13 protein-coding genes and 5 pseudogenes are annotated in these 24,958 nt (G+C 44.0%); 3 read left to right on the plus strand and 15 right to left on the minus strand.

The window, feature by feature from the left end:
• Nucleotides 1-78: 78 nt before the first annotated feature.
• From DXA05_RS15315 to DXA05_RS15370, 12 genes and pseudogenes are all read right to left on the minus strand, one after another.
• Nucleotides 79-756, minus strand: a complete 678-nt coding sequence (locus tag DXA05_RS15315) for a vitamin B12 dependent-methionine synthase activation domain-containing protein (RefSeq protein WP_128859350.1) — start codon at nt 754-756, stop codon at nt 79-81.
• Nucleotides 749-1,759 carry a uroporphyrinogen decarboxylase family protein gene (locus DXA05_RS15320; protein WP_128859351.1) on the minus strand — a complete coding sequence of 337 codons (1,011 nt, stop codon included), beginning with the start codon at nt 1,757-1,759 and terminating at the stop codon, nt 749-751. The genes DXA05_RS15315 and DXA05_RS15320 overlap by 8 nt, the downstream gene beginning before the upstream one ends.
• 151 nt (nt 1,760-1,910) lie before the next feature.
• Complete coding sequence (gene rpiB / locus DXA05_RS15325) at nt 1,911-2,345, minus strand: ribose 5-phosphate isomerase B (RefSeq protein WP_004297448.1); 435 nt, start codon at nt 2,343-2,345, stop codon at nt 1,911-1,913.
• The gene (locus DXA05_RS15330) at nt 2,345-4,354 is read right to left on the minus strand and encodes a transketolase (RefSeq protein ID WP_128859352.1); all 2,010 of its coding nucleotides are present in this window, start codon (nt 4,352-4,354) and stop codon (nt 2,345-2,347) included. The genes rpiB and DXA05_RS15330 overlap by 1 nt, the downstream gene beginning before the upstream one ends.
• 142 nt (nt 4,355-4,496) lie before the next feature.
• The gene (locus DXA05_RS15335) at nt 4,497-6,041 is read right to left on the minus strand and encodes an alpha-L-arabinofuranosidase C-terminal domain-containing protein (RefSeq protein WP_128859353.1); all 1,545 of its coding nucleotides are present in this window, start codon (nt 6,039-6,041) and stop codon (nt 4,497-4,499) included.
• Between the two features lie 20 nt (nt 6,042-6,061).
• Complete coding sequence (locus DXA05_RS15340; protein ID WP_128859354.1) at nt 6,062-8,464, minus strand: glycoside hydrolase family 127 protein; 2,403 nt, start codon at nt 8,462-8,464, stop codon at nt 6,062-6,064.
• A gap of 141 nt (nt 8,465-8,605) precedes the next feature.
• Nucleotides 8,606-10,200 (minus strand): annotated as a pseudogene (locus DXA05_RS15345) (FGGY-family carbohydrate kinase).
• Nucleotides 10,201-10,306: 106 nt separating this feature from the next.
• On the minus strand, nt 10,307-11,836 hold the full coding sequence (gene araA, locus DXA05_RS15350) for an L-arabinose isomerase (RefSeq protein WP_120070904.1): 1,530 nt from the start codon (nt 11,834-11,836) through the stop codon (nt 10,307-10,309).
• A 41-nt stretch (nt 11,837-11,877) separates the two neighbouring features.
• Entirely contained in the window at nt 11,878-12,561 is a 684-nt protein-coding gene (locus DXA05_RS15355) for an L-ribulose-5-phosphate 4-epimerase (protein WP_004309172.1), read from the minus strand.
• Between the two features lie 5 nt (nt 12,562-12,566).
• Nucleotides 12,567-13,281: pseudogene (locus tag DXA05_RS15360) on the minus strand (NUDIX domain-containing protein).
• A gap of 133 nt (nt 13,282-13,414) precedes the next feature.
• Complete coding sequence (locus DXA05_RS15365) at nt 13,415-15,109, minus strand: sodium:solute symporter (RefSeq protein ID WP_004314122.1); 1,695 nt, start codon at nt 15,107-15,109, stop codon at nt 13,415-13,417.
• Between the two features lie 25 nt (nt 15,110-15,134).
• On the minus strand, nt 15,135-16,274 hold the full coding sequence (locus tag DXA05_RS15370) for an aldose epimerase family protein (protein WP_004309169.1): 1,140 nt from the start codon (nt 16,272-16,274) through the stop codon (nt 15,135-15,137).
• Nucleotides 16,275-16,651: 377 nt separating this feature from the next.
• Here DXA05_RS15370 and DXA05_RS15375 point away from each other — a divergent pair, with 377 nt between their 5' ends.
• Nucleotides 16,652-18,634, plus strand: a complete 1,983-nt coding sequence (locus DXA05_RS15375; protein ID WP_032855884.1) for an alpha-L-arabinofuranosidase C-terminal domain-containing protein — start codon at nt 16,652-16,654, stop codon at nt 18,632-18,634.
• 119 nt (nt 18,635-18,753) lie between these two features.
• Here DXA05_RS15375 and galK read toward each other — a convergent pair.
• The 3 genes and pseudogenes from galK to DXA05_RS15390 all read right to left on the minus strand — a co-directional run bounded on the left by galK (nt 18,754) and on the right by DXA05_RS15390 (nt 22,453).
• Nucleotides 18,754-19,907, minus strand: a pseudogene (galK, locus tag DXA05_RS15380) (galactokinase).
• Between the two features lie 57 nt (nt 19,908-19,964).
• Complete coding sequence (locus tag DXA05_RS15385; protein ID WP_004309167.1) at nt 19,965-21,305, minus strand: MFS transporter; 1,341 nt, start codon at nt 21,303-21,305, stop codon at nt 19,965-19,967.
• A gap of 51 nt (nt 21,306-21,356) precedes the next feature.
• A pseudogene (locus DXA05_RS15390) lies at nt 21,357-22,453 on the minus strand (aldose epimerase family protein).
• 259 nt (nt 22,454-22,712) lie between these two features.
• On the opposite strand from DXA05_RS15390, the gene DXA05_RS15395 reads away from it, so the two are divergent.
• On the plus strand, nt 22,713-23,684 hold the full coding sequence (locus DXA05_RS15395; RefSeq protein ID WP_004309166.1) for a type I phosphomannose isomerase catalytic subunit: 972 nt from the start codon (nt 22,713-22,715) through the stop codon (nt 23,682-23,684).
• Nucleotides 23,685-23,891: 207 nt separating this feature from the next.
• Nucleotides 23,892-24,856 (plus strand): annotated as a pseudogene (locus DXA05_RS15400) (tyrosine-type DNA invertase cluster 3b).
• Nucleotides 24,857-24,958: the final 102 nt, after the last annotated feature.

Genomic DNA, 24,958 nt, shown 5'->3' on the forward strand with positions numbered 1-24,958 from the left:
CCACAGAGACGCAGAGGACGCAGAGATTATTATCTAATAATAAAAAGACTCCGTGTCTCTGCGTCCTCTGTGGTGAAACTATTTTCTACGAAAGCAATTTTCGTACGTACACAGCCCGCAAGTATATTCCAGCTTACGGACATGAGAACCCACTCCAATAATACCACTTACAGATTTGATGGGAATCATCAGGCTGGAATCTGTCAACTGAATACCACAGGGCGAAGCGACCGGAAATAAGGAGAATAGTTTTTGTTGTTCCGATACGTGCCATCCGCAATAACCGGGGCTGTATCTGTTAGTGTGCTTCCAACCTCTCTTTTCGATAAATGTAGCCAACTCCTCTTCCATGCAATCAGCAGTCTTTTCTGCAATGATGCTCCCCAATGAGTCTGCTATATATACTTTCACCATGTCGTCCTCTTGCTGAAGCAGATGTTGAAACTTCTCAAATTCAACTCCCGCAGTGGCGGTAAAAAAGGCAAAGGCTTCCGAACCCCGTAGTTGGCGGGCAATGGTTTTACCGATTGTGAGAACCGTATCTTTTACAGTCAGTGTTGCTTTTTCAATGTTAAGCAGTCCGTCAGTGAGGAAAAAGAAAAAACGGGGACGAAGAAGGGGAGTGATACGGTCAAGTAACGTATTTATTTCTTCTATGACCATTCCATCCGGCATAGAATCTTTATATCCCATCGCCTCGTAAATATCGGACGATGGGATTTGCAGTTTCTGGTAAGTAAGTTCCTGTTCAACCATTATTGAACTCTTCCAATGCGGTATAAAGTGCGTCTATATTAACAGAAGGCGTATGTGGCGGAATATCACAACCACTTGACAATACGAAGTTCGGATATGCACGGGTAGCCTCCAATAGTTGCAAAGTCGCTTCCTTCATAGTCTCCGGACCTGCCATCTTGAAAAGGCTCACCGGGTCCAGATTTCCCATTGCCAGTGCATCGGCCGGAACCTCTTTCAACGCTTCCTCCATCTTAATTTTATTCCCGAAGTGATAAGCAGCTGCACCGGTATAAACCATCGCTTGCGTGCAATTCCCTGTGTTTCCGCAATTATGAAGTACTACGGCAAAGTGATTATCCTGTACCTTCTCTATTATTTCTTTCACGAATAAAGAAGAATATTGCAGGCAATCTTCGTTGGATAACAGTCCTGCAGCAGGTTCAGCCATGACTACACCGTTCACACCAGTTGCTTTCAATGCCATGCAATAGCGGGTGATGAAGTCACTGCATTTTCTTAATAACGTATTGGCTGCATCGGGATTAATATAAATCAGCATCATGATCTCCGACATATCATACAAACGTCCGGCCAGCGAATAAGGACCGATGCAACCGGCAAAAACCGGACGGTCTGTAACATTTCTGGCTGTCAGCATATTTGCTTTAAGGTATTCAGGGATTCTTCCTTTATTCAATGCCGGAACTTCCAGCTTTTCAATAGCAGCTTCATCCGCCAGTAAACGGCCGGACACACTGGGCACCTCATTTTCCGGAAAGATAATCTCTGCCCCGAAAGCTTCCGCTTCTACCGTCAGATCCATGATAACGGTTGCTGCCGCAGCCGGATACTTGTCACAAAGAGCTTTGATAGCCTCATAATGAACCTGTCCGTTTGTTACCGCATCATGCACCGTTTTCCCGATAAATTCGATACCCGGATGTGTCATGATCGGAATTGCAATCGTTTCCTTACGCTGGATCGTTTGGCTGATCCATTCTTTCATATTCAGTTTACCCATAATTTCAGTTTTTTAATATCGTCTTGTAATAAAGACGAAGTTGCCCTTCTTTTGTAATCTCGTATATGATAAAATCTGATACCGGTATAAAAATAAAGCTGCTCTTCTTTCTGAAGGGCAGCTTTACACCTATTTGATTTATCTTCGAGCTTTATTTTACCGGAATCTTATCAATACGATTCTGATGACGGCCACCGTCAAATTTGGTAGAGAAGAACTCTGTCAAAATCATGTCCGCTTCTTCAGTGCTGATGAAGCGTCCCGGCATAACCAGTACATTAGCGTCATTGTGCTGACGAGCTAGGTGTGCGATTTCTGCATTCCAGCAGAGAGCAGCACGAACCCCTTGGTGCTTGTTCAGCGTCATATTGATTCCGTTTCCACTGCCGCAGATAGCGATACCGGGATAACATTCTCCCGATTCCACTGCAAGAGCCAGCGGATGAGCATAATCCGGATAGTCTACGCTTGCGGTAGAGTTAGTTCCGAAATCCTTGTAAGCCCAGCCTTTTGCTTCCAGCCAGCCGCGAACATATTCTTTCAGTTCAAAACCGGCATGGTCGCATGCTAATCCGATTGTTTTCATTAGAGCATTGCTTTTACTTGGTTATATACGTTCTCGGCAGTAAATCCAAGTTTCTCATCCAATACTTTATAAGGAGCAGAGAAACCGAAAGATTCCAATCCCCAAACTTTACCGTGGCAACCTACCAGACCTTGAAGAGTGACAGGCAGGCCGGCAGTCATACCGAAAATCTTCGCATCTGCCGGAAGGATAGCTTCCTGATATTCTTTCGGTTGGTTGCGGAACAGACCTTCAGACGGAGCAGATACAATGCGTACCTTCACGCCATCTTTGCGAAGCAACTCTGTGCCGGCTACCAATGTAGACACTTCAGAACCTGAAGCTACCAGGATAACATCCGGATTTTCGTCGGAACCTGCTACGATATAAGCACCCTTGGCTGCTTGTTCGTAATCTGTTCCTGCCGGTAAATTGACAATATTCTGGCGAGAGAAGATCAATCCTGTCGGAGTAGACATATTTTCCATAGCAAGTTTCCAAGCGATGGTTGTCTCTTCTGCATCAGCCGGACGAAGTACCAACATAGAGTTGTGTCCCTTATGATTTTTCAGTTTTTCCATCAGGCGGATTTGTGCTTCCTGTTCTACCGGTTCGTGAGTAGGACCGTCTTCACCTACGCGGAATGCGTCGTGTGTCCAGATGAATTTCACCGGTTGTTCCATCAAAGCAGCCATACGTACGGCAGGTTTCATGTAATCGGAGAATACGAAGAATGTACCGCAAGCAGCGATCACACCACCGTGGAGAGACATACCGATACAGATACAAGCCATTGACAATTCAGATACACCTGCTTGGAAGAATGCTCCGCTGAAATCACCTTTCTTGAAAGAATGAGTCTTTTTCAGGAAACCGTCAGTCTTGTCAGAGTTAGAAAGGTCGGCCGAAGCAACGATCATGTTTTCTACCTGTGTAGCAAGTGCGCCCAATACGGTTGCAGATGCAGCACGAGTAGCGCTACCTGCTTTCTGTTCGATAGCAGCCCAGTCCACTTTCGGAGCTTTGCCCGAGAAGAAGAGTTCCAGTTTTGCTGCCAGTTCCGGGTTTGCTTTCGCCCATGCAGCTTTCTTTGCATACTTTTCAGCAACGATCTTCTTCAGTTCTTCTGCACGTTTTGCATACAGTTCGGCTACTTCCGGGAATATAACAAACGGGTTAGTAGGATCACCACCCAGATTCTTGATTGTATTTACATAAGCGTCGCCACCGAGAGGAGCACCGTGTGTAGCGCAGTTAGCTTCATAGCTGCTGCCGTCTGCCTTGCGTGCACCTTTACCCATTACGGTTTTACCGATAATCAGTGTCGGACGTTCTTTTTCAGCTTGTGCTTCTTTGATTGCCACACGGATTTCGTCAGGATCATTACCGTTGATATTAAGTACGTTCCATCCCCATGCTTCATATTTCATGGCAGTGTCTTCAACGGTTACGTCTTTCGTTTCTGTAGAAAGCTGAATATCGTTGGAGTCATAGAACATAATCAGGTTGTCCAATCCCAGTGCACCGGCAATACGTCCGGAACCTTGAGAGATTTCTTCCTGAATACCACCGTCAGAGATGTAAGCGTAAATGGTCTGATTCATCACCTCGTCGAAACGGGCTTTCAAGAATTTGGCAGCGATAGCAGCACCTACTGCAAAAGTGTGTCCCTGTCCCAGCGGACCGGAAGTATTTTCGATGCCACGCATGATGTCCACTTCAGGATGTCCCGGAGTAGGGCTTCCCCATTGACGGAATTCTTTCAGCTCGTCCAGCGTGAATTTTCCTGTCAATGCCAACGTAGAATAAAGCATCGGAGACATGTGGCCCGGGTCGAGGAAGAAGCGGTCACGTCCTTCCCAACGGGGATTTTCAGGATCGTATACTAGAAACTCAGAGAAGAGTACATTTACAAAATCAGCACCACCCATGGCGCCACCCGGGTGACCGGAATTGGCTTTCTCAACCATTGAAGCAGCAAGAATACGGATGTTATCCGCTGCACGATTCATAAGTTTGTTATCGTTCATATCATTAAAATTTAATTGATTTCTGTCAGATTGTTCGCAAAGATAACTCTTTATGTGGATTTAACAATCCAAAAGAGCTATCTTTTTTATCGACAATTTTACGGTCTTCTTGTTTGTGATACAATAAGTAATTGCTCTAAAATTACTGTAACTCTAAAGTAACAATGGACTTAGCAGGAAGTTTTACCTTCATTGTACCTTTATTGATTTTTACCTCTTTGAAAGGTGCCGGTTTTACAATATTAGGTTTTTCAAAAGAATTGTAATCGGTCAGTTTGGAAGCGGTCAGAATCTCTCCAATAGCTTTCTTGGCTTTCGTATCACTCAGATTGATGGTGATTTCCTGCGCTTCATCAGCATCTACATTGGAAAGAGAAATATGGATCACCCCATCTTTGTTTTTGGAAGCTGTGGCGCTCACCATCGGTACAGTGCGGTTATCACGTACACTTATCTTTTCGCAAGTCAGGTCGATAGGAAGATAAGTGGCATCCTGGTGTACTTTATACATCTTGAAGACATAATAAGTAGGCGTTAACACCATTTCTTTGTCTTTCGTCAGAATCATCGATTGAAGTACGTTGACAATTTGTGCGATATTTGCCATCTTCAGGCGGTCTGTATATTTGTGGAATACATCAAGACTTAAAGAAGCCACGAAAGCATCACGCAACGTGTTCTGCTGATACAGATGTCCTTTGATGGTTCCGGGTTCCTCATCCCACCAGGTTCCCCATTCGTCCAGTAAAAGAGCGATTTTCTTGTCCTTGTCATATTTGTCCATGATGGTACAATGTTTCTTGAGTACATCTTCCACTTCCAGACATTTGCCCATCGTCCAGTAATAATCATCCTTGTTGAATTGAGTGGCTGATCCTTTGCTGCCACTCCATCCGGTTACGGTATAATAGTGCAGAGAAAGACCGTCCATCCGGTGTCCTACGCGATTCATCAATACATCTGTCCATTTGTAATCATAGTCACTTGCGCCACTGGCAATCTTGAACAGACGGTTGCCGTCATAATTGCGGCAATAAGTAGAATAACGACGATATAAGTCTGCGTAATATTCCGGACGCATACTGCCACCGCATCCCCAGCTTTCATTTCCTACGCCGAGATATTTCAATTTCCATGCTTTGTCGCGACCATTCTTACGGCGAAGGTTGGCCATAGGCGAGTCTCCATCAGAAGTCATATATTCTACCCATTTGGCAAGCTCTTCCACTGTGCCGCTACCTACATTTCCACTCACGTATGGTTCGCAACCCAGCATTTCGCAAAGATTCAAAAACTCGTGCGTTCCGAAACTGTTGTCTTCAATGGTTCCGCCCCAGTTGTTGTTCACCATCTTCGGACGGTTCTCTTTCGGACCAATGCCGTCCATCCAGTGGTATTCATCGGCAAAGCATCCGCCCGGCCAGCGAAGAACGGGAACGGACAAGTCTTTCAGTGCATTGAATACGTCTGTGCGATATCCCTTGATATTAGGAATATCCGAGTTTTCGCCTACCCAAAGACCGCCGTAGATACATGAACCCAGGTGTTCGGCAAACTGGCCGTAAATTTCCTTCGGTATGATTTCTTTGCCTTGGTCGGCATGTACGGTTATGGTAGCACTCTTTTGTGCAGAAAGAGATACAGATGCTGCCAGAAAAGCCGTGCTGACTAATAGTTTTGCTTTCATAAATGGTATTTGTTTAATGATTATTTTAGTAAACGAACTTCATAAACGGCAGAGGTCCATTCCGTCCCGTCAGGGATAAAACGTATCGGACAACTACCCGTATTCAGTTTTTGAGGCAGAACATAAGAAAGAGTAATGAAACCGTCTTTATCTGCTTCACTGATAGTCGGATGAACAGCCAACTTTTCGTTATTCAAAAGAATAGCCACTTTATTGCGGTCATCTTTCCGTATTGTAATCAGTATGCGGCTTGCTTCCTCTTTCACTTTCAGCTGATAGCCGAACCAACCTTTGGCGCGACGGAAATGCCGGTCTTTATTCGTTCCTGTTTCTGCCTGCTCATACTGGATGCCATGGTCAGACTCCGGTTGCTGTTCACCGGGGAAGATAAGGTCAATGGTTTGATTAGCCAATTCCGTTGCTTTTCGTTCAGCCGTTGCCATCTCTTCCTGGATCGCTTTAAACTGCTCTTCGCTTGCCTGCCGGAAATAAACGGCATAACGGGAATTGTGCAGGCGGAAGAACGGAACGAGTTCCAATGCCTTGTCTTGTGCAGGATAAACCTCTCCGTTATAGCTGAAAGTAATCCGGCTATTCTGTTCTTTCTGAAGAGACTTGCAGATTGAATCTGGATTTCCTATCAGCATCGGAACTTCTTGCAAAGGAATTTGTTTGCCATGAGCGATATGTCCGCCACGGCTGTCATCGGCATATAAACCATCAAGATGTTCAGTGCCTGTGGAAGCTGCAAGAACGATTGGACCATATAAGAAAGCATAATAATCTTTCTTGTCGGGAATCTGTTCCACGCTGACTTTCATAGGCAAGTGGAAAGTAATGACATCCCCTTTTTTCCATTTGCGGGAGAGAGGAAGATATTGGTTACCTTTTGCCATAACGAATATTTTTCTTTTTCCATTGATGTTGACGCTATATCCTTTGGATTGGTTCGCCCATTCCGGAATACGTATCATTAAAGTACGTTTTTTCTTAGGCGCTTCATCTATTCGCAAAGTTACCTTGTCGTCATCGGGGAAACGGGTTTCCTGTGTCAAAATAATGCCTTGCTCTTTCCAGGTCAGTTGTGAAGGAATGAAGAGATTGACATAAAGAGTGTCTTTCCGATACGCATAGATAAATTCGCCGTATTTGGTATGGTTCTCCAAGCCTGAACCTACACAGCACCACATGGATGTTTCCGGTTGTGAGTACACACGATAGTGTCCCGGACGCATAGGAGTGAAGTAGACAAATCCACCTTTATCCGGCTCTTGTGACGCTAGAATATGATTGTAAAGCGCACGTTCGTAATAGTTTACGTAGTTGGGATCAGGTTCGTTTGTTTGATTCGGATTGTGAGAATTCTGATAAAGCATTTTAGTAAGACGGAGCATGTTGTAAGTATTACAGGTCTCCGGTCCTTGAACGTCGTTCAGCATGGACGTGAAGTTATCCGACGGATGGAAATGTTCGCGGACGCTATTTCCTCCGATGCAGACAGAACGGTGATTGACTACCGTGTTCCAGAAAAAGCGGGCGGCATGATCCCATTCTGCAGCATGATTCCAAGTCTTGTCGTCTTGTGACACTTCGGCTATTCGCTTGTAGCCGATCACTTTTGGAATCTGTGTGTTGGCGTGCATTCCCGTCAATTTGTCTTCCTCTTTGATAAGCGGGTCTAAGATAAGCTTGTGAGAGAAACGGCGTGCCAGTTCCAGATACTTCTTGTCGCCTGTGATTTCGGCCACGTCAGCGAACGTTTCGTTTAATCCGCCATGTTCGCTACGAAGCATATCCTGCATTTGTTCGTCGCTCAAGCCGGAAGTGATATCGATCATCCAATCTGTAAAAGCGATAAGCATTTGGCGTGCAAGGTCGCTTCCTGCATAGAGGTATGCATCCCGCAATCCGGCGTAAGTCTTATGTATGTTGTATAGAGGCACCCATTTGCCGTTAAGGTCGAAACCTCCGGCACGGATCTTTCCTGCTTTTATATCTTTCCAAAGTTGAAGGCTTCCCGGAGTTCCTCCGATGAATCCTGTGCCGACAGTTTGCTGTGCCCGGTTCAACTCATTCAGCATGTAGTTGAGGCGATTATAGACTGCGGTATCTCCGGTGGCGGCATACATCATGGAAAGTGCGGATAAATAATGTCCGCCGATATGTCCGTCCAATCCGGTATTTTCCCAATTGGTGTAGCTGGGGGCTTTAGGCTGTAACCCTGCTTCGCGGAGAAAAGGAGCGAGCAGACGGTCGGGATCTAATGCAAGTATGTAATGTAAATCAGTCTGTTGAGCTTGCAGAAACGGACTATCCAATAGTTTCACATTCTGTAAAGGGAAGTAAGACACTTGTGGGGCGTTTTGAGCTTTGCCCAGTAAGGTGGACAGGACAAGTGCAAGTATGAACGAGGTGGTTTTCATGATAATAGTCTCCCCATCTCCCTCTCCAAAAGAGGAGAGGGGTGGAGATAATTAATGTTTGTACTTAGTTAGAATTGACTCTTGATAAACAGCGATTTATCGACAATCTTTGATGAACAACAATGGATTGCCGACTGTCAATTATTTAAATTTGACTGCTGCCTCTTCGATAGGCAATCCTGCCTTATAGTTTTCGATGTATGTATTGAAGCCGGCTACATCTTCGGGCGTAGGTGATACCTCGATACCCGCGTCACCGACAAATACACTTTCATCCAGAAAATCGGCAAGAGATTGTTTCTTTTCATTGTTCACGAGGTAAGAACCTAACAGGGCAATACCCCAGGCACCACCTTCGCCGGCTGTTTCCATCACAGAAATAGGCGAGTTGATAGCTGCAGCAAGTATTCTTTGACCTACTCCTTTGGTTCTGAATAATCCTCCGTGACCAGTAATTCTGTCCACTTTGATTTTTTCTTCGTTGAACAGGATATCGTTGCCAATCTTGAGTACTCCTACTGAAGCATACAGGTGAGTCCGCATAAAGTTTGCCAGGTTGAATTTGTCATTTGCCGAACGTACAAACAACGGTCTTCCGTCAGCAAATCCAGTTACAGGTTCGCCTGAAATATAATTGTATGAAAGCAAACCTCCGCAATCGGTATCACCGGTGAGCGCAATATTGTAAAGTTTGCTATAGATTTCATCCATATTTACAGGTATGCCCAGAAGCTCCTGATATTCCTTGAACAGGTTGACCCATGCGTTGAGATCAGAAGTACAGTTGTTGCAATGCACCATGCTACCAGACTTCCGTCAGGAGTGGTCACCATGTCAATCATTTCGTATGGCTTCGACAAATCTTTCTCCAATACGATCATAGAGAATGAAGAAGTACCTGCCGATACATTTCCGGTGCGTTGTTTGACTGCATTGGTTGCCACCATTCCGGTACCTGCGTCTCCTTCCGGCGGACAAACCGGTATTCCTGCCTTCAAATGACCCGATACATCGAGCTTTTTACTTCCTTCCGGAGTAAGGACACCAGCATTTTCACCTGCCGACAATACTTTAGGCAGAATATCTTCCAGTTTCCAGCTATATTCTTTCGGAGCAATCAATTTATCGAACTTAGCCACCATTTCAGCCGAATAGTTGTGGGTTGTCGGATCGATAGGGAGCATACCCGATGCGTCACCGATACCCAATACCTTTTCGCCAGTTATCTGCCAATGCACATAACCTGCCAGAGTAGTCAGGAAATCAATGTCATTCACATGTGCTTCATTGTCCAGGATAGCCTGGTACAAATGAGAAATGCTCCATCGCAGCGGAATGTTGTAGACAAACAGTTCTGATAAGGCTGCTGCTGCCCGACCTGTATTCGTATTTCTCCAAGTGCGGAAAGGCACGAGGATTTCTTCTTTTTTATTGAACGGCATATAACCATGCATCATGGCGCTGACACCGATAGCAGCCAGCGTCTCAATCTCTATGCCATATAAGTTCTTTACGTTAGCGCGAAGGTCAGCATAGCAATCTTGCAGTCCCGACCAGATAGCTTCAATATTATAAGTCCAAAGTCCGTCAACTAACTGGTTTTCCCAAGTGTGGCTACCTTGAGCAATAGGCTTGTTTTCTTGGTCAATCAAAACTGCTTTAATTCGTGTTGACCCCAGTTCTATACCAAGAATGGCTTTGCCTGCTTCGATGGTTGATTTTGCATCTAATTTCATGTTGAAATCAATATTTTAAGGTATAACGATAATGATAGAAAAAATCAAGTTTCGCAGGTACTTAATAATTGGATTAAGCTCTTGCGAAACTTGAGAGATCGGCTTTTTAGCAAAGCGCTTTATTCAACATGTAATACACTTCGTTCATGCGCAGTTCTTTCTTGAAGCAGCTGATCGTAGTATCCTTGTTGATATGTACCATTTCGATACCTGCGATTTCAGCATAATCTTCCCAATATTCTGCTGTCAGGTCGTAAGAGAAGCAAGAGTGGTGAGTTCCACCAGCCAGGATCCATGCACCTGCACCTACTTCGAGGTTAGGCATCGGAATCCAGAGAGCAGAAGCAACCGGCAACTTAGGCAGCGGTTTCGGTTCGATACATTCCACATCGTTCACAATCAGACGGAAGCGGTTACCCATATCTACTACTGTAGCAGTGCATCCTGCGCCTGTCTTTGAAGTAAATACCAATCTTGCTGTCTGGCTTTTGCGGATACCTATACCGAGGAAGTGTACTTCCAGGCGAGGTTTGTTGGCTGCGATAAGCGGGCAGATTTCCAACATGTGTGACTGCAGGATAGAGCTGTTGGCACCGTCGAAGTTCAGTGTATAGTCTTCCAAGAATGAACAACCTTTGGGAAGTCCCTGATTCATTACCCATACCGTACGGTAAAGAGCAGCCGATTTCCAGTCTCCTTCAGCGCCGAATCCGTAACCTTCCGCCATCAGACGTTGTGAAGCAAGCCCCGGGATCTGATCGAAACCATTGTATTCGATGTCGCCCAAATCGTCGAAGTTGGTCGTAAATCCTTTAGCACCTTTAGCTTTCAGGATAGCACGCATGGCAAGTTCTGCTTTAGCGGCATTCCATACTTTTTGATAAGCTTCAGTCGATTTGTCTTCCAAAGAAGCATCGTGGTCGTATTCTTTGAAGTAGGTAGCTACCAACGTATCTACATCTTCATTCTTGATTTCTTTGTGGTATTCCATCAATTCGCTTACCGGGCAATAATCTACATGGTAACCCATACGTTGTTCAGCTTCCACTTTATCACCGTCGGTTACAGCTACATTGTTCATCTGGTCGCCGAAACGGATAATCAGCATATCTTGTGAGTCTGCCCAACCGGCACAAACACGCATCCAGACAGCGATCTTGTGCAAAGTGTCTTCCTCTTTCCAGTAACCTACCACTACTTTACGACGGATGCGCATACGGGTACAGATATGTCCGAATTCGCGGTCACCGTGAGCAGACTGGTTCAGGTTCATGAAGTCCATGTCCATTGTATCCCAAGGAATTTCCTTGTTGAACTGTGTGTGCAGGTGTAACAATGGTTTCTTCAACTGTTGCAGACCATGAATCCACATCTTAGCAGGAGAGAAAGTATGCATCCAAGTGATTACACCGATACATTTTTCATCGTTATTGGCTGCTTTGAATACAGTTTCCACTTCTTTAGAAGAGTTGGCAGTACCTTTGTATACCACCTTGACAGGGAGTTTACCGGATTCATTCAGTCCGTTTACCATTTCATTAGAATGTGCGTCTACTGCGATTACTGCGTCACCTCCGTACAGAAGCTGTGCTCCTGTTACGAACCATACTTCATATTGATCAAATACGTTATTCATAATGTTATTGCTTTAATTTTTAATATTTGTTTTTTTAATTGTTACTGTCCATAATAAGCATTCGGACCATGCTTGCGGCTGAAATGTTTTTCTACCAGCAATGGGTTCATTGTTAAATTCGGGTTTACCGCATAAGCGATACTTGCCATTTTGGCTACCTGTTCCATTACCACGGCGTTGTGTACAGCATCGTGCGCATCTTTTCCCCAAGAGAAAGGACCGTGATTCTTCACCAATACTCCCGGTGTATGTACAGGATTCAATCCTTCAAAACGTTTCACTATCACATTACCGGTTTCCAGTTCGTAAGCGCCTTTCACTTCCGCTTCCGTCATATCTGCCGTGCAGGGAATGGCGTCATGGAAATAATCCGCGTGAGTCGTTCCGATGTTCGGAATGTCGCATCCCGCCTGTGCCCAGGCAGTCGCATAAGTAGAGTGGGTGTGTACCACTCCGCCAATCTCCGGAAATGCTTTGTAAAGTACTACGTGAGTAGGAGTATCCGAGGATGGCTTCAGTCGTCCTTCAACGACCTTGCCATCCAAATCCACTACTACCATATCTTCGGCTTTCATATCATCATAACTTACACCACTGGGTTTGATTACTACCAATCCGCTTTCACGGTCGATAGCAGAGACATTGCCCCAGGTAAAGATGACTAATCCATGCTTTACCAATTCAAGATTGGCATGAAATACTTTTTCTTTTAGTTCTTCCAGCATAATGATTATATTTTAAATTTCGGGTCTTTGCGGTAAGCCTTGCCGTTGAACTTATACAAGGCAGCGCCCCGTTTGGAACCCAGTTTATCAATTTTATCAGTCTTTTCTATATATCCATTTCAGCCACTCTTTTACGGAAGTTCCGTTTATCCATTGTTTCACCGTAAATGGCCTCATATAACTTTGTAATTGGGATAATGTAAAGAGTTTCGGAAGCAGATTGAATCCGATAGGTTCTACGGATGCTTTCTGTTTCATCAGTTCCCGTGCTTTTTCTACCATTTCAGGATGGTCGAAGATAAGCGGGGGAAGTTCGTTCATATTCACCCAGTAAGCATTGTGCTTCTGAACCAGTTTTCGGTCATACTCATTGATGTTAATCAATGCATAGTAAGCCACGGAGATAACCCGTTCACCCGGATCGCGGTCGATTGCTCCGAAAGTTCCTACCTGTTCCATGTAAACGTTTTCCAGTCCGGTAAGCTCATGCAATACACGTTTGGCGGCATCATCCACACTTTCATTGTTTTGCACAAATCCTCCCATCAGTGACCATTCACCCATTGCCGGCTCGAAGTTTCTCTTCAACAATAGCAAGCTGATTTCCCCTTCGTTGAAACCAAAGATGATACAGTCGATGCCGACATAAAAGGTGGGATTCGAGCTATAATAAGCCTCCCCCCGGTTCTTTCCAAAAGAGAGGGAGTTTGAGCTTATCATTGACTCTTGTGAATTATCTTTATCCATTTAGATTGTGATTTTAGTTATAATAAACCAGTCTTTCCGTTGGCAAGACTATTTTTAGCTTCCTTCAACCTTTCCCAAAGAGAAGATTGAAGGAAGGGCTTATTTTTTACCAGAAATACCAGTAGAAAGCACCTGTAATAGCCAGGATAATTACAGTATGAATAATATCCCAGTGATTCCAGCTAGCACGTGTAGCAGCTTTTTGTTCTTTGGTAGCCGTACCGAATACCAGTCCCTGAATCTTTTCTGCAGTCGGAGCTTTGGTTGCCAGGCTGACTACGATTACTACAATAATGCAGAACAAGAACATCCATCCACAGAAGAATAACCAATTCATATCATAGAACAAATATTTGAATGTAGAATCTGCTACTTCACCTGCATTGCTATAATATACTTTTGCACCGAGGCGAGTTAAACCGATTACCATACCAGCAATCAATCCCCACATACCACCCTGGGCGGAAGTACGTTTCCAACAGATACCCAGTAAGAAAGCCGCAGCGATACCTGGTGCCAGTACGGATTGAACGTCCTGCAAATAAGTATAAAGTACATCGCCTACACTACGCATGATAGGAATCCAGAGAATACCTAAAATAACGATTACAACCGTTGCAACCTGACCGATACCTACCAGTTTCTTCTCCGGAGTTTCCGGTCTGAAACGTTTGTAGAAGTCGATAGTAAACAGCATGGCTGACGAGTTAAACAGAGATGCAAGAGAACTCATCAAGGCGGCAAGAATACCACATACTACCAAACCTTTCACACCGGCAGGAAGTAATTTGGCTACTAATGTCGGGAAAGCGGCATCAGCATTTGCTGTTCCGTTGGCCAGCATCGGCAAGAAACCTTCGCCACCGGCACCGATATATTTTTGATGTAATGCAAATGCGATCATACCAGGAATCAAGAAAAGGAATACAGGCAACAATTTCAGATAAGCACCGAAAATAGTACCACGACGAGCTTCCATTTCATTTTTACCTGAAAGTACACGTTGAACGATGAACTGGTCGGTACACCAGTACCAGAAACCGATAATAGCCGAACCGATCAAAGCGCCCAACCAAGGGAAGTTTGCATCATCATTGCTACGGATCAGGTTAGTCATTGTATCACCGTAATCATTTACGGTAACAGCCCCACAGACTCTCATCATTTCGTCCCATCCACCTAATTCTTTGAAGCCGAGTACCAGAATTATTAATGATCCTAGCAGTAGGATAGGGGTTTGAAGAACAGAAGTGTAAAGAACTGATTTCATACCACCGAAGATCGTATAAAGTGCAGTTAACACTACCAGACCGATAGCTGCAATCCAGAAGAAATCAATTCCCCAAAGCTCTTTGATACCGAATACTTGTTGGAATACAAGACCACCGGCATATACAGTCACAGCTACTTTGGTTAACACATAACTTACCAAAGAGATGACCGACAGGATGGTACGTGATTGAGGATTATAGCGGCGTTCCAGAAATTCCGGCATTGTATATACCATGCTTCGTGTGTAGAAGGGTACAAACACCCATCCCAGAATCAAGATCATCCATCCCTGAATTTCCCAGTGTGCCATAGCCATACCACTGGATGCACCGGCTCCTGCCAGTCCGATCAAGTGTTCCGAACCGATGTTGGATGCGAAAATAGAGGCACCGATCGCAAGCCATGTTGCGTCGCGTCCGCCCAAGAAATAATCTGCCGAGTCATTTTGTTTTTGTCTGACTACCCAAACAATAATACCGATCAGAGCCAGAAAAAAGACTCCGATTACTAGCCAATCTAATGCTTCCACAATAAATATGATTTATGAGTTAATATTATTTCTCTACAGAGAATTTGAAAATACATTCACTATTATAAGTTTGTCCCGGTTCCAGTACAACAGAAGGCCAGTCTGCCTTGTTAGGGCTGTCAGGATAATGTTGTGTCTCCAGACACACAGAAGCACGTTGGTTGTAAACGATGCCTTTCTTTCCGGTTACGGTTCCGTCGAGGAAGTTTCCTGTGTAAACCTGTACACCCGGTTCGTTGGTATATACTTCCAGAGTAATACCGCTTTCAGGTGAGGTGAGTTTTGCAGCAACTTGCGAAAGATCTCCCTTTGTGTTGAGTACCCAGTTGTGGTCATATCCTTTTCCGTTCTTCAGTTGAACGAAATCGTAGTTGTCGATCTCTTTACCTACAGCTTTCGGAGTGGTGAAGTCCATCGGAGTGTCTTTCACCGGAGCGATTTCGCCTGTAGTCATAAAGGTACTGTCTACCGGAGTATAATAGTCTGCGTTCACATACAATATATTGTCGGTTGAAGCTTTTGACGGATCACCTGCCAGGTTGAAGTAAGAGTGGTTGGTCATATTGATGATCGTCTTTTTATCGGTAGTTGCGCTATATTTGATGTCGATAGCGTTGTCTTCAGTCAGTTTGTAAGTCACTTTAGCTGTCACATTACCCGGGAAGTTTTCGTCTCCGTCCGGTGAGACAAGTGTCAGTTCCAGCGTTGTCGGATCAATCAAATTAGCTTCATAAACTTTGTATTGCCAACCTTTCGGACCTCCGTGCAGGCAGTGGCCGAAATTGTTTTGCGGCAGTTGGATCGTGTCACCGTCCAATGCGAAACGTCCTTGGTTGATACGGTTTGCATAGCGTCCGATAGAAGCACCGAAGTCGCTGGGTACATTAATATAGTCAGCAATGCTGTCAAAGCCTAAAACTACATCTTGCATCTTACCGTTCTTGTCGGGTACCATGACAGACACGATACGTCCTCCGAAGTTAGTGATACATACTTCCATGCCTGCCTTGTTCTTTAAGGTGTAAAGAGCTGTTTTGGCATTGTTCACTTCTGTTTGAAATTTTACCGGGTCAAGACCGGACAAGGTCAGCTCGGAAGCCGGCTTGTTATTGCACGCAACCAGCATCAGCGCGGCAAATCCTGCAAGTAGAAAATGTTTTTTCATGGTTTTATTTTTAATGTAAATGAGATATTTATCTTATTTTGGGTGTAAAAGTAACACTTTTGTTTGGTGTATCAAATACACTCTTGTATGTTATGCAGCATAAACGGTATATTTTATGATTTCCCATACACCTTATTATATATATAAATGTACGCTTTCCATCCGTTTATTTTTCATATAATAGAGCGGGTTAATAGGTGTTTTTTGATCTGGTTTCGTATTATAAATATCAGATACGGATGGAAAATTGTGCAAATGAATGGAATTTGATCCTTTTTGACCGATATACACCTGTTAATGATAAAATCGGGTACGGGGAAAATAGAGAATCTGATTATCTTTGCATTTTAACTATATATAATTTTTTATTGAGAACCATGAGAAGATACGCAAATTTATTGGCAGTATTAGCCTTGTCTACTAACCTTGCGCTTCATGCGCAAACTAATGAGTTGGTGATACAGACGAAGAAGCTGGGTGCAGAAATCCAACCTACTATGTACGGACTCTTTTTTGAGGACATCAACTATGCTGCCGACGGCGGACTTTATGCCGAACTGGTGAAGAATCGTTCCTTTGAATTTCCACAACACCTGATGGGATGGAAAACGTACGGAAAAGTATCCTTAATGAATGATGGCCCTTTTGAACGCAATCCACATTACGTACGTCTTTCTAACCCCGGACATGCACATAAGCATACCGGATTGGATAACGAAGGTTTCTTCGGTATCGGTGTCAAGAAGGGGGAGGAATATCGCTTCTCCGTTTGGGCGCGTTTGCCGCAAGGAAGTACGAAAGAAACATTGAGGATCGAACTTGTAGATACCCAATCAATGGGCGAACGCCAAGCACTTGTTGCAGGGAATCTTACGATTGATTCTAAGGACTGGAAAAAATACCAGATAATCTTGAAGCCCGGCAGTACTCATCCGAAATCCGTACTTCGTATTTTTCTTACTTCCAAAGGAACAGTAGATCTGGAGCATATCTCTCTTTTCCCGGTTGATACTTGGAAGGGACACGAAAATGGTCTTCGTAAAGATTTGGCACAAGCATTGGCGGATATTCATCCTGGAGTCTTCCGCTTTCCCGGTGGTTGCATTGTAGAAGGTACCGACCTGGAGACTCGTTACGACTGGAAAAAATCAGTTGGCCCGGTAGAGAACCGTCCCTTAAATGAAAATCGTTGGCAGTATACTTTTACTCACCGATTCTTCCCTGATTATTATCAAAGCTATGGATTGGGATTCTACGAATATTTCCTGCTGTCTGAAGAAATGGGTGCGGCACCTCTGCCGATTCTGAATTGCGGACTTTCCTGCCAATATCAGAATAATGATCCGAAAGCTCACGTAGCCGTTTGTGATTTGGATAACTATATTCAGGATGCACTCGACCTGATTGAGTTTGCTAATGGAGACGTGAATACCAAATGGGGAAAGGTACGTGCCGATATGGGACATCCTGCTCCGTTTAACCTGAAGTTTATCGGTATCGGTAACGAACAATGGGGAAAAGAATATCCCGAACGTCTCGAACCGTTTATCAAAGCCATTCGTAAAGCTCACCCGGAGATTAAAATAGTAGGTAGCTCCGGTCCGAATTCCGAAGGAAAAGAATTTGATTACTTGTGGCCTGAAATGAAACGTCTGAAAGCCGATTTGGTGGACGAACATTTCTATCGTCCCGAAAGTTGGTTCCTGGCACAAGGTGCCCGCTATGACAACTACGATCGTAAAGGTCCGAAAGTCTTTGCCGGCGAATATGCCTGCCATGGAAAAGGAAAGAAATGGAACCATTATCATGCTGCTTTGCTCGAAGCTGCTTTCATGACCGGATTGGAACGTAATGCTGACATCGTTCACATGGCTACCTATGCTCCGCTTTTCGCTCATGTGGAAGGATGGCAATGGCGTCCTGATATGATTTGGTTCGATAACCTGAACTCTGTGCGTACCACTAGCTATTATGTACAACAACTGTATGCGCAAAACAAAGGAACAAATGTACTTCCCCTTACCATGAACAAGAAAAATGTAACGGGAGCCGAAGGACAGAACGGACTCTTTGCCAGTGCTGTTTACGATAAGGATAAGAATGAACTGATTGTAAAGGTTGCCAATACCTCCGCCACAGCTCAACCGATTTCCTTGAATTTTGAAGGATTGAAGAAACAAGATGTACTGTCTAATGGTCGTTGTATCAAACTTCGTTCGCTTGATTTGGATAAGGATAATACACTTGAACAACCTTTTGCCATCGTTCCGCAGGAAACTCCGGTATCTATTGAAGGCAATGTGTTTACTACCGAATTGGAACCCACTACGTTTGCAGTATATAAATTTACGAAGAAATAAGTAGAACTAATTAGATGTTATTAGATTAATAGATTTTAGATTTTTGTTAATTGTAAAAAGTAAGGGCGGCTCCCATCACGGAAGCCGCCCTTCTTAATTATTTAATAACGAATAAATTCTTATTCCAGTCTACGAGAACCGTCACCGATTACTACGTCATACACTTTCGGGCTTCTGCCGAATTTAGCTTTGAAAGCAGCTTTTGTTTTTTCAACGAAGTTATCGTACAACTCATCCTTAACAAGTTGATAGTACAACCACCGAAGCCGCCACCCATAACGCGTGAACCGGTTACACCGTACTCTTTAGCGCAGTCATTCAGGAAGTCGAGTTCTTCGCAGCTTACTTCGTACAACTTGCTCATGCCGTGATGAGTTTCGTACATCTTCTTACCTACAGTTTCGTAATCATCCTTTTCCAATGCCTCGCAAACATCGAGTACACGTTGGATTTCTTCGATTACATATTCTGCACGCATATAGTCTTCAGCGCTGATATCAGCTTTCGCTTCTTCTAGCATAGCCATTGTACAGTCGCGCAGGAATTCTACGTGCGGATGTTTTTTCTGGATAGCGGCAACAGCAGCTTCACAGCTTTGGCGACGCTTGTTATAAGCAGAAGAAGCCAATTCGTGCTTAACCACTGAATCCATCAGAACCAGACGATAACCTTCCGGATGGAATGGGAAATACTGATACTCCAGTGAACGGCAATCCAGACGGATCAAACTACCTGCTTTACCGAATACGGAAGCAAACTGGTCCATAATACCGCAGTTCACACCACAATAGTTATGTTCTGTAGCCTGGCCAACTTTAGCCAATTCGAACTTATCTATCTTGTTTTCACCAAACAGTTCGTTCAGTGCGAAAGCATACGTACTTTCCAAAGCAGCAGAAGAAGACATACCTGCACCCAGAGGCACATCACCTGCGAAAGCAGTATTGAATCCCTTCACATCAACGCCACGTTTAATCATTTCACGGCATACACCGAAAATATATCTTGCCCAGCTGGCGCGTGGAGCATCTTCTTCATTCAAACCAAATTCTACATAATCCTTCAAGTCGATAGAGTAAGCCTTTACTTTGTCAGTACCGTTAGGTTTGATTTCAGCAATCATCCCTTTGTCTACCGCTCCCGGAAAAACGAATCCACCGTTGTAGTCAGTGTGTTCACCGATCAGGTTGATACGGCCCGGAGAAGCATATAAAAATCCAGTAGTTCCGTCAAAGTGTTTAATGAATCGACTTCTTACGTATTCTGTATCCATGATATTTATATTTTAAAGGTGAATAAATTGAATTCTATTCTATTCTATTCTATGTGATTATTCCACAGGAATATCCTTATTTACATTCTTGCAACCTACCAAACCGTAGAACAACAGGTAAGCCAGAGCAGCGATAATCAACCAGTAGCTAGCCATATAACCTACAGAGTCAGAGATGCTTTGTTGGATCAACGGCAATACACCACCACCAACAACCATCATCATAAAGATTCCGGAAGCCTGTGCTGTATATTTTCCTAAGCCTTCTACTGCAAGGTTGAAGATACCACCCCACATTACAGAAGTACAAAGACCGCAAAGTACAAGGAACAAGGCGCTTACAGGAACCTGTGCCATCATAAAGCCTTCGCCTACAGTGTAACCCGGCATTGAAACCGTTACATCTTTCGGAGTGAAGATAGCGATCAATACGAAAATGATAGCAGTAGCAGAAACAGCGATCAACTGTGCACGGCTGGAAACCTTACCACTGATAGCACTACTTGCAGTACGCCCCACAAGCATCAGCAACCAATAGATAGCAGCGATAGCACCACCGATAGCAGCACCGTTCATCATGATACCGGCACCTTTATCGCTTGAATCGGCAAGATAGAAGTTCAGTGTACCCGGGATACCAATTTCAATACCTACATAAATAAAGATACCGATTACACCCAGTAAAGTGTGACGGAAGCTCCATGGACTGTGAGAGAATTTTTCTTTCTTCACTCCACCTTTCTGAAGGTGTGGTTCAGGAATAGCAACAAATGAGATAACGATAAATGCAGCAACGAATACACCCATAGCAACGAAGAGCAGAGGAGCAACGTCAGACATAGCAGTACTTGAAGTAACAGTACCGATCAAAGCACCTACGAAAAGCGGAGTCAATGTACCAGACAAAGAATTAAGAGCTCCACCAGTCTGAATCAACTGGTTACCTTTGTTACCACCGCCACCGAGAAGGTTCAACATCGGGTTTACCACTGTGTTAAGCATACAAACGCAGAAACCGCAGATAAATGCACCAAGCAGATAGATTACAAAGTTTAATTTGATAACATACTCACCGAATGCGAATACTTCAGCACCTGCTCCGAATAAGCTGGAAAGATACTGTGTGAACAAACCGAGGAAACCTACTGCCATTGCAATCAAAGCAGTCTTCTTGTAACCGATCTTAACGAGCATGTTACCGGCAGGAATTCCCATAAACAGGTAAGCCAGGAAGTTCATCATATTTCCCATCATACCTAAAGTGTTCGAACCCGCATATTCATTTCTCCAGATTGTTCCGAATGGAGCAGCGAGGTTTGTTACGAAAGAGATCATCGCAAAGATGAAGAACATCGTGATAATTGCGACGAGATTACCGTTCTTTTTTTCTTGTGTCATGGTTCAAAAAAAATGTTAGTTTATAAAATTAGGTTAGTTATTTTTCAAGTCTTATTCTTCTACCGTAAATTTGTAGACAGTGATCTGTTGGTATTCATCACCCGGCAGCAAAGTGGCCGATGGGAAATGCGGTTTGTTCGGAGTATCCGGGAAACACTGTGCTTCAAAGCAGATAGCGCTTCTGGCAGGGAATGTAGCTCCGTGTGCACCTTCAAATCCGTTGAGCCAGTTGCCCGTATAGAGTTGTACACCCGCTTCGGTGGTATATACTTCCATGATACGTCCGCTTTCCGGATCCTTGCAAGTGGCAGCCAGGTCGAGCGAACCGCTTTCCATCTTGTTCAGTACATAACAGTGGTCATATCCTGCACCGAAAATCAGTTGCTGGAATTTGTCGTCGATACGTTCGCCTACAGTGTGTGGAGCACGGAAATCCATCGGAGTACCCTCTACTTTGGCAATTTCACCGGTAGGGATGGAACTTCGTCGATAGGCGTATAGAAATCAGCGTTGATCGTAACGATGTGGTTGTTAACGGTAGGAGTAGGGTTGGAAATACCGGCGAGGTTGAAGAAACCGTGGTTAGTCAAGTTAACGACTGTAGCTTTGTCGGTGGTAGCGCGGTATTCGATAGTCAGTGCATTTACTTCATTTTCCAGGCGGTAAGTCATTTCCACTTCCAGATTGCCGGGGAATCCCTCTTCACCGTCAGCAGAAACATAGTTGAATTGCACTGTGCTTTCATCAATCTGGACAGCATCCCAAACACGGGCGTGGAAACCGGTAGGTCCACCATGCAGAGAGTTAGGTCCGTTGTTAATCGTGAGTTCATGTTCTTCGCCGAACAAGGTGAATTTTCCTTTCGCGATACGGTTGCCGTAGCGTCCGATAGTAGTGCTTAGGAAAGGTTCCGGGCTGTTGATGACGTGGTCGATGCTGTCGTGTCCGAGGATTACATTAGCATACTTACCGTTTTTGTCCGGTACCATGATAGAAAGAATGGCGCATCCGTAATTGGTTACAGCTACTTCCATTCCCTTTGTGTTTTTGAGGATAAATAAATCAGTTTTCTTATCATTTATATCCTTTTGGAAATCTTTCCGGCTGAGCCCTGATAGATTCCCTTCTGTTGGGAATGTGTTATTCATGTCTGGTATTATTAAAAATTTCCTGCAAATAAAGGGAAATTCTTTCTTACTCACAAATTATTCCGACTAAATATGACAGGTGCTTTAGGAAAGTTTAGCTTTATTACTTCATCTTCTTTGGATGCAAGGACAAAAGATGATTTCTTAAATGAATTTTCATCCTCCTTTTCTTAAAAACTGAACTATTTTTTGTATGTTTGTTCCCGGATTGTAACAATCCGAGCGAATTTAATCTAAGTTTATAACAAGAAAAACAAAAATGTATCCATTAAAATTCGAACCTATTCTGAAGCAGACGCTTTGGGGGGGCGACAAAATTATTCCGTTCAAGCATTTGAATTCAGACTTGAAAGGAGTAGGAGAAAGCTGGGAGATTTCCGGTGTTGAGAACAATGAATCCGTAGTGGCTAATGGCCCGGATAAAGGTTTAACCTTGGCCGATATGGTAAGAAAGTATCGTGAGGAACTGGTTGGTGAAGCGAATTATGCCCGTTTCGGCAATAAATTCCCACTGCTCATTAAGTTCATCGACGCCAAACAGGATTTGTCAATCCAGGTACACCCAACAGATGAGTTGGCGAAGAAACGCCACAATTCGATGGGAAAAACCGAGATGTGGTATGTGGTAGATGCCGACAAAGGAGCTAAATTGCGTTCAGGATTCTCTGAACAGATTACCCCGAAAGAATATAAAGAACGCGTGTTGAACAATACGATTACCGACGTATTGCAGGAATATGAAATTCATCCGGGTGATGTATTCTTCCTTCCTGCCGGACGTGTGCACAGCATCGGGGCAGGTTCTTTCATCGCCGAGATTCAGCAAACTTCTGATATAACTTATCGTATCTACGATTTCAACCGTAAAGATGCGAATGGTAAAACCCGCGAACTTCACACCGATTTAGCCCGTGAAGCCATCAACTACGAAGTATTGGATGACTATCGTACTAAATACGAACCGTTGAAGGACGAACCGGTAGAACTGGTTGCCTGCACTTACTTCACGACTTCTCTGTATGACATGACTGAAGAAATCAGTTGTGACTATTCCGAACTCGATTCATTCGTGATCTTTATCTGTATGGAAGGATCATGTACAATGAGAGACAATGAAGGTAATGAACTGACTGTTAGTGCAGGAGAATCTATCCTGTTGCCTGCTACCACGCAAGATGTCACTATCACTCCCGAAGGAGGAAGTGTGAAATTGCTGGAAACATACGTATAAGATAATAGCGTACAAAATGAAAGTCATCCGACTTTGTTTCATCCTCATGATGGGCAAAGCCGGATGACTTTTTTTATTACTAATAGAATAAAAACGGCAAAAAACTCTTTAACTATATTTATTAAAAAGTTTATCTGGAACACACAAAAAGATTCGTTCTTTTGCCGCTTGCCAAATGGCATAATATATAAAATAACTAGTGATGTAATGAGGAACAAAAATGGATTTAGCCGATGTGCAGAGTTCTACATCGGCCGTTTGCGAAAGGAGGGACGCTATTCTACGGCGCATGTCTACAAGAATGCCCTCTTCTCTTTCAGCAAGTTTTGCGGCACGCTCAATGTGTCGTTCAGACAAGTCACCCGGGAAAGTTTACGACGCTACGGGCAGTATCTTTACGAGTGTGGCTTGAAACCCAACACGATCTCTACGTATATGCGTATGCTTCGTAGTATTTATAACCGGGGAGTAGAAGCGGGCATTGCGCCTTATGTGCCGCGACTGTTTCATGATGTTTATACCGGTGTCGATGTTCGCCAGAAGAAGGCCCTGCCTGCTGTCGAATTGCATAAGCTTCTGTATGAGGACCCCAAGTCGGAGCGTTTGCGTCGTACACAGGCTATTGCTGCCTGATGTTCCAGTTTTGTGGAATGTCGTTCGCTGATCTGGCTCACCTGGAGAAATCAGCTTTAGAACAGAATGTGTTGCGATACAACCGTATCAAAACTAAAACCCCGATGAGTGTGGAAGTACTTGATACAGCCAGAGAAATGATTAACCAGCTTCGCAATAGGGAAGATGCACAACCCGATTGTCCGGATTATCTGTTTGACATCCTTAGCGGCGATCAAAAACGTCTGGATGAAAGAGGGTACCGGGAATATCAGTCCGCTCTTCGCCAATTCAATAATTGTTTGAAGGACTTGGCAAGAGCCTTGCATTTGCAATCTCCAGTCACTTCCTATACACTTCGCCATTCTTGGGCAACGACAGCGAAGTATCGGGGAGTACCTATTGAAATGATTAGTGAATCATTGGGCCATAAATCTATAAAAACCACACAAATCTATTTGAAAGGCTTTGGACTTAAAGAACGTACAGAGGTAAATAAAGGGAATTTATCTTACATTAAAAACTGTTGTGTAGGCAGGGTGAAAAGTGCAAAGTATTAGTATTCAGAACTAAAGTATGTGTGTTACTTCTTAGGTAACGGAACTTAAATTTGACGCAAAGATAGACAAAAACATAAATAGTAAGCAAATATTCTTCCACTT

The organism is Bacteroides sp. AM54-2NS, assembly GCF_003602935.1.
In the GTDB taxonomy this organism is placed as follows: Bacteria; Bacteroidota; Bacteroidia; order Bacteroidales; family Bacteroidaceae; genus Bacteroides; species Bacteroides xylanisolvens.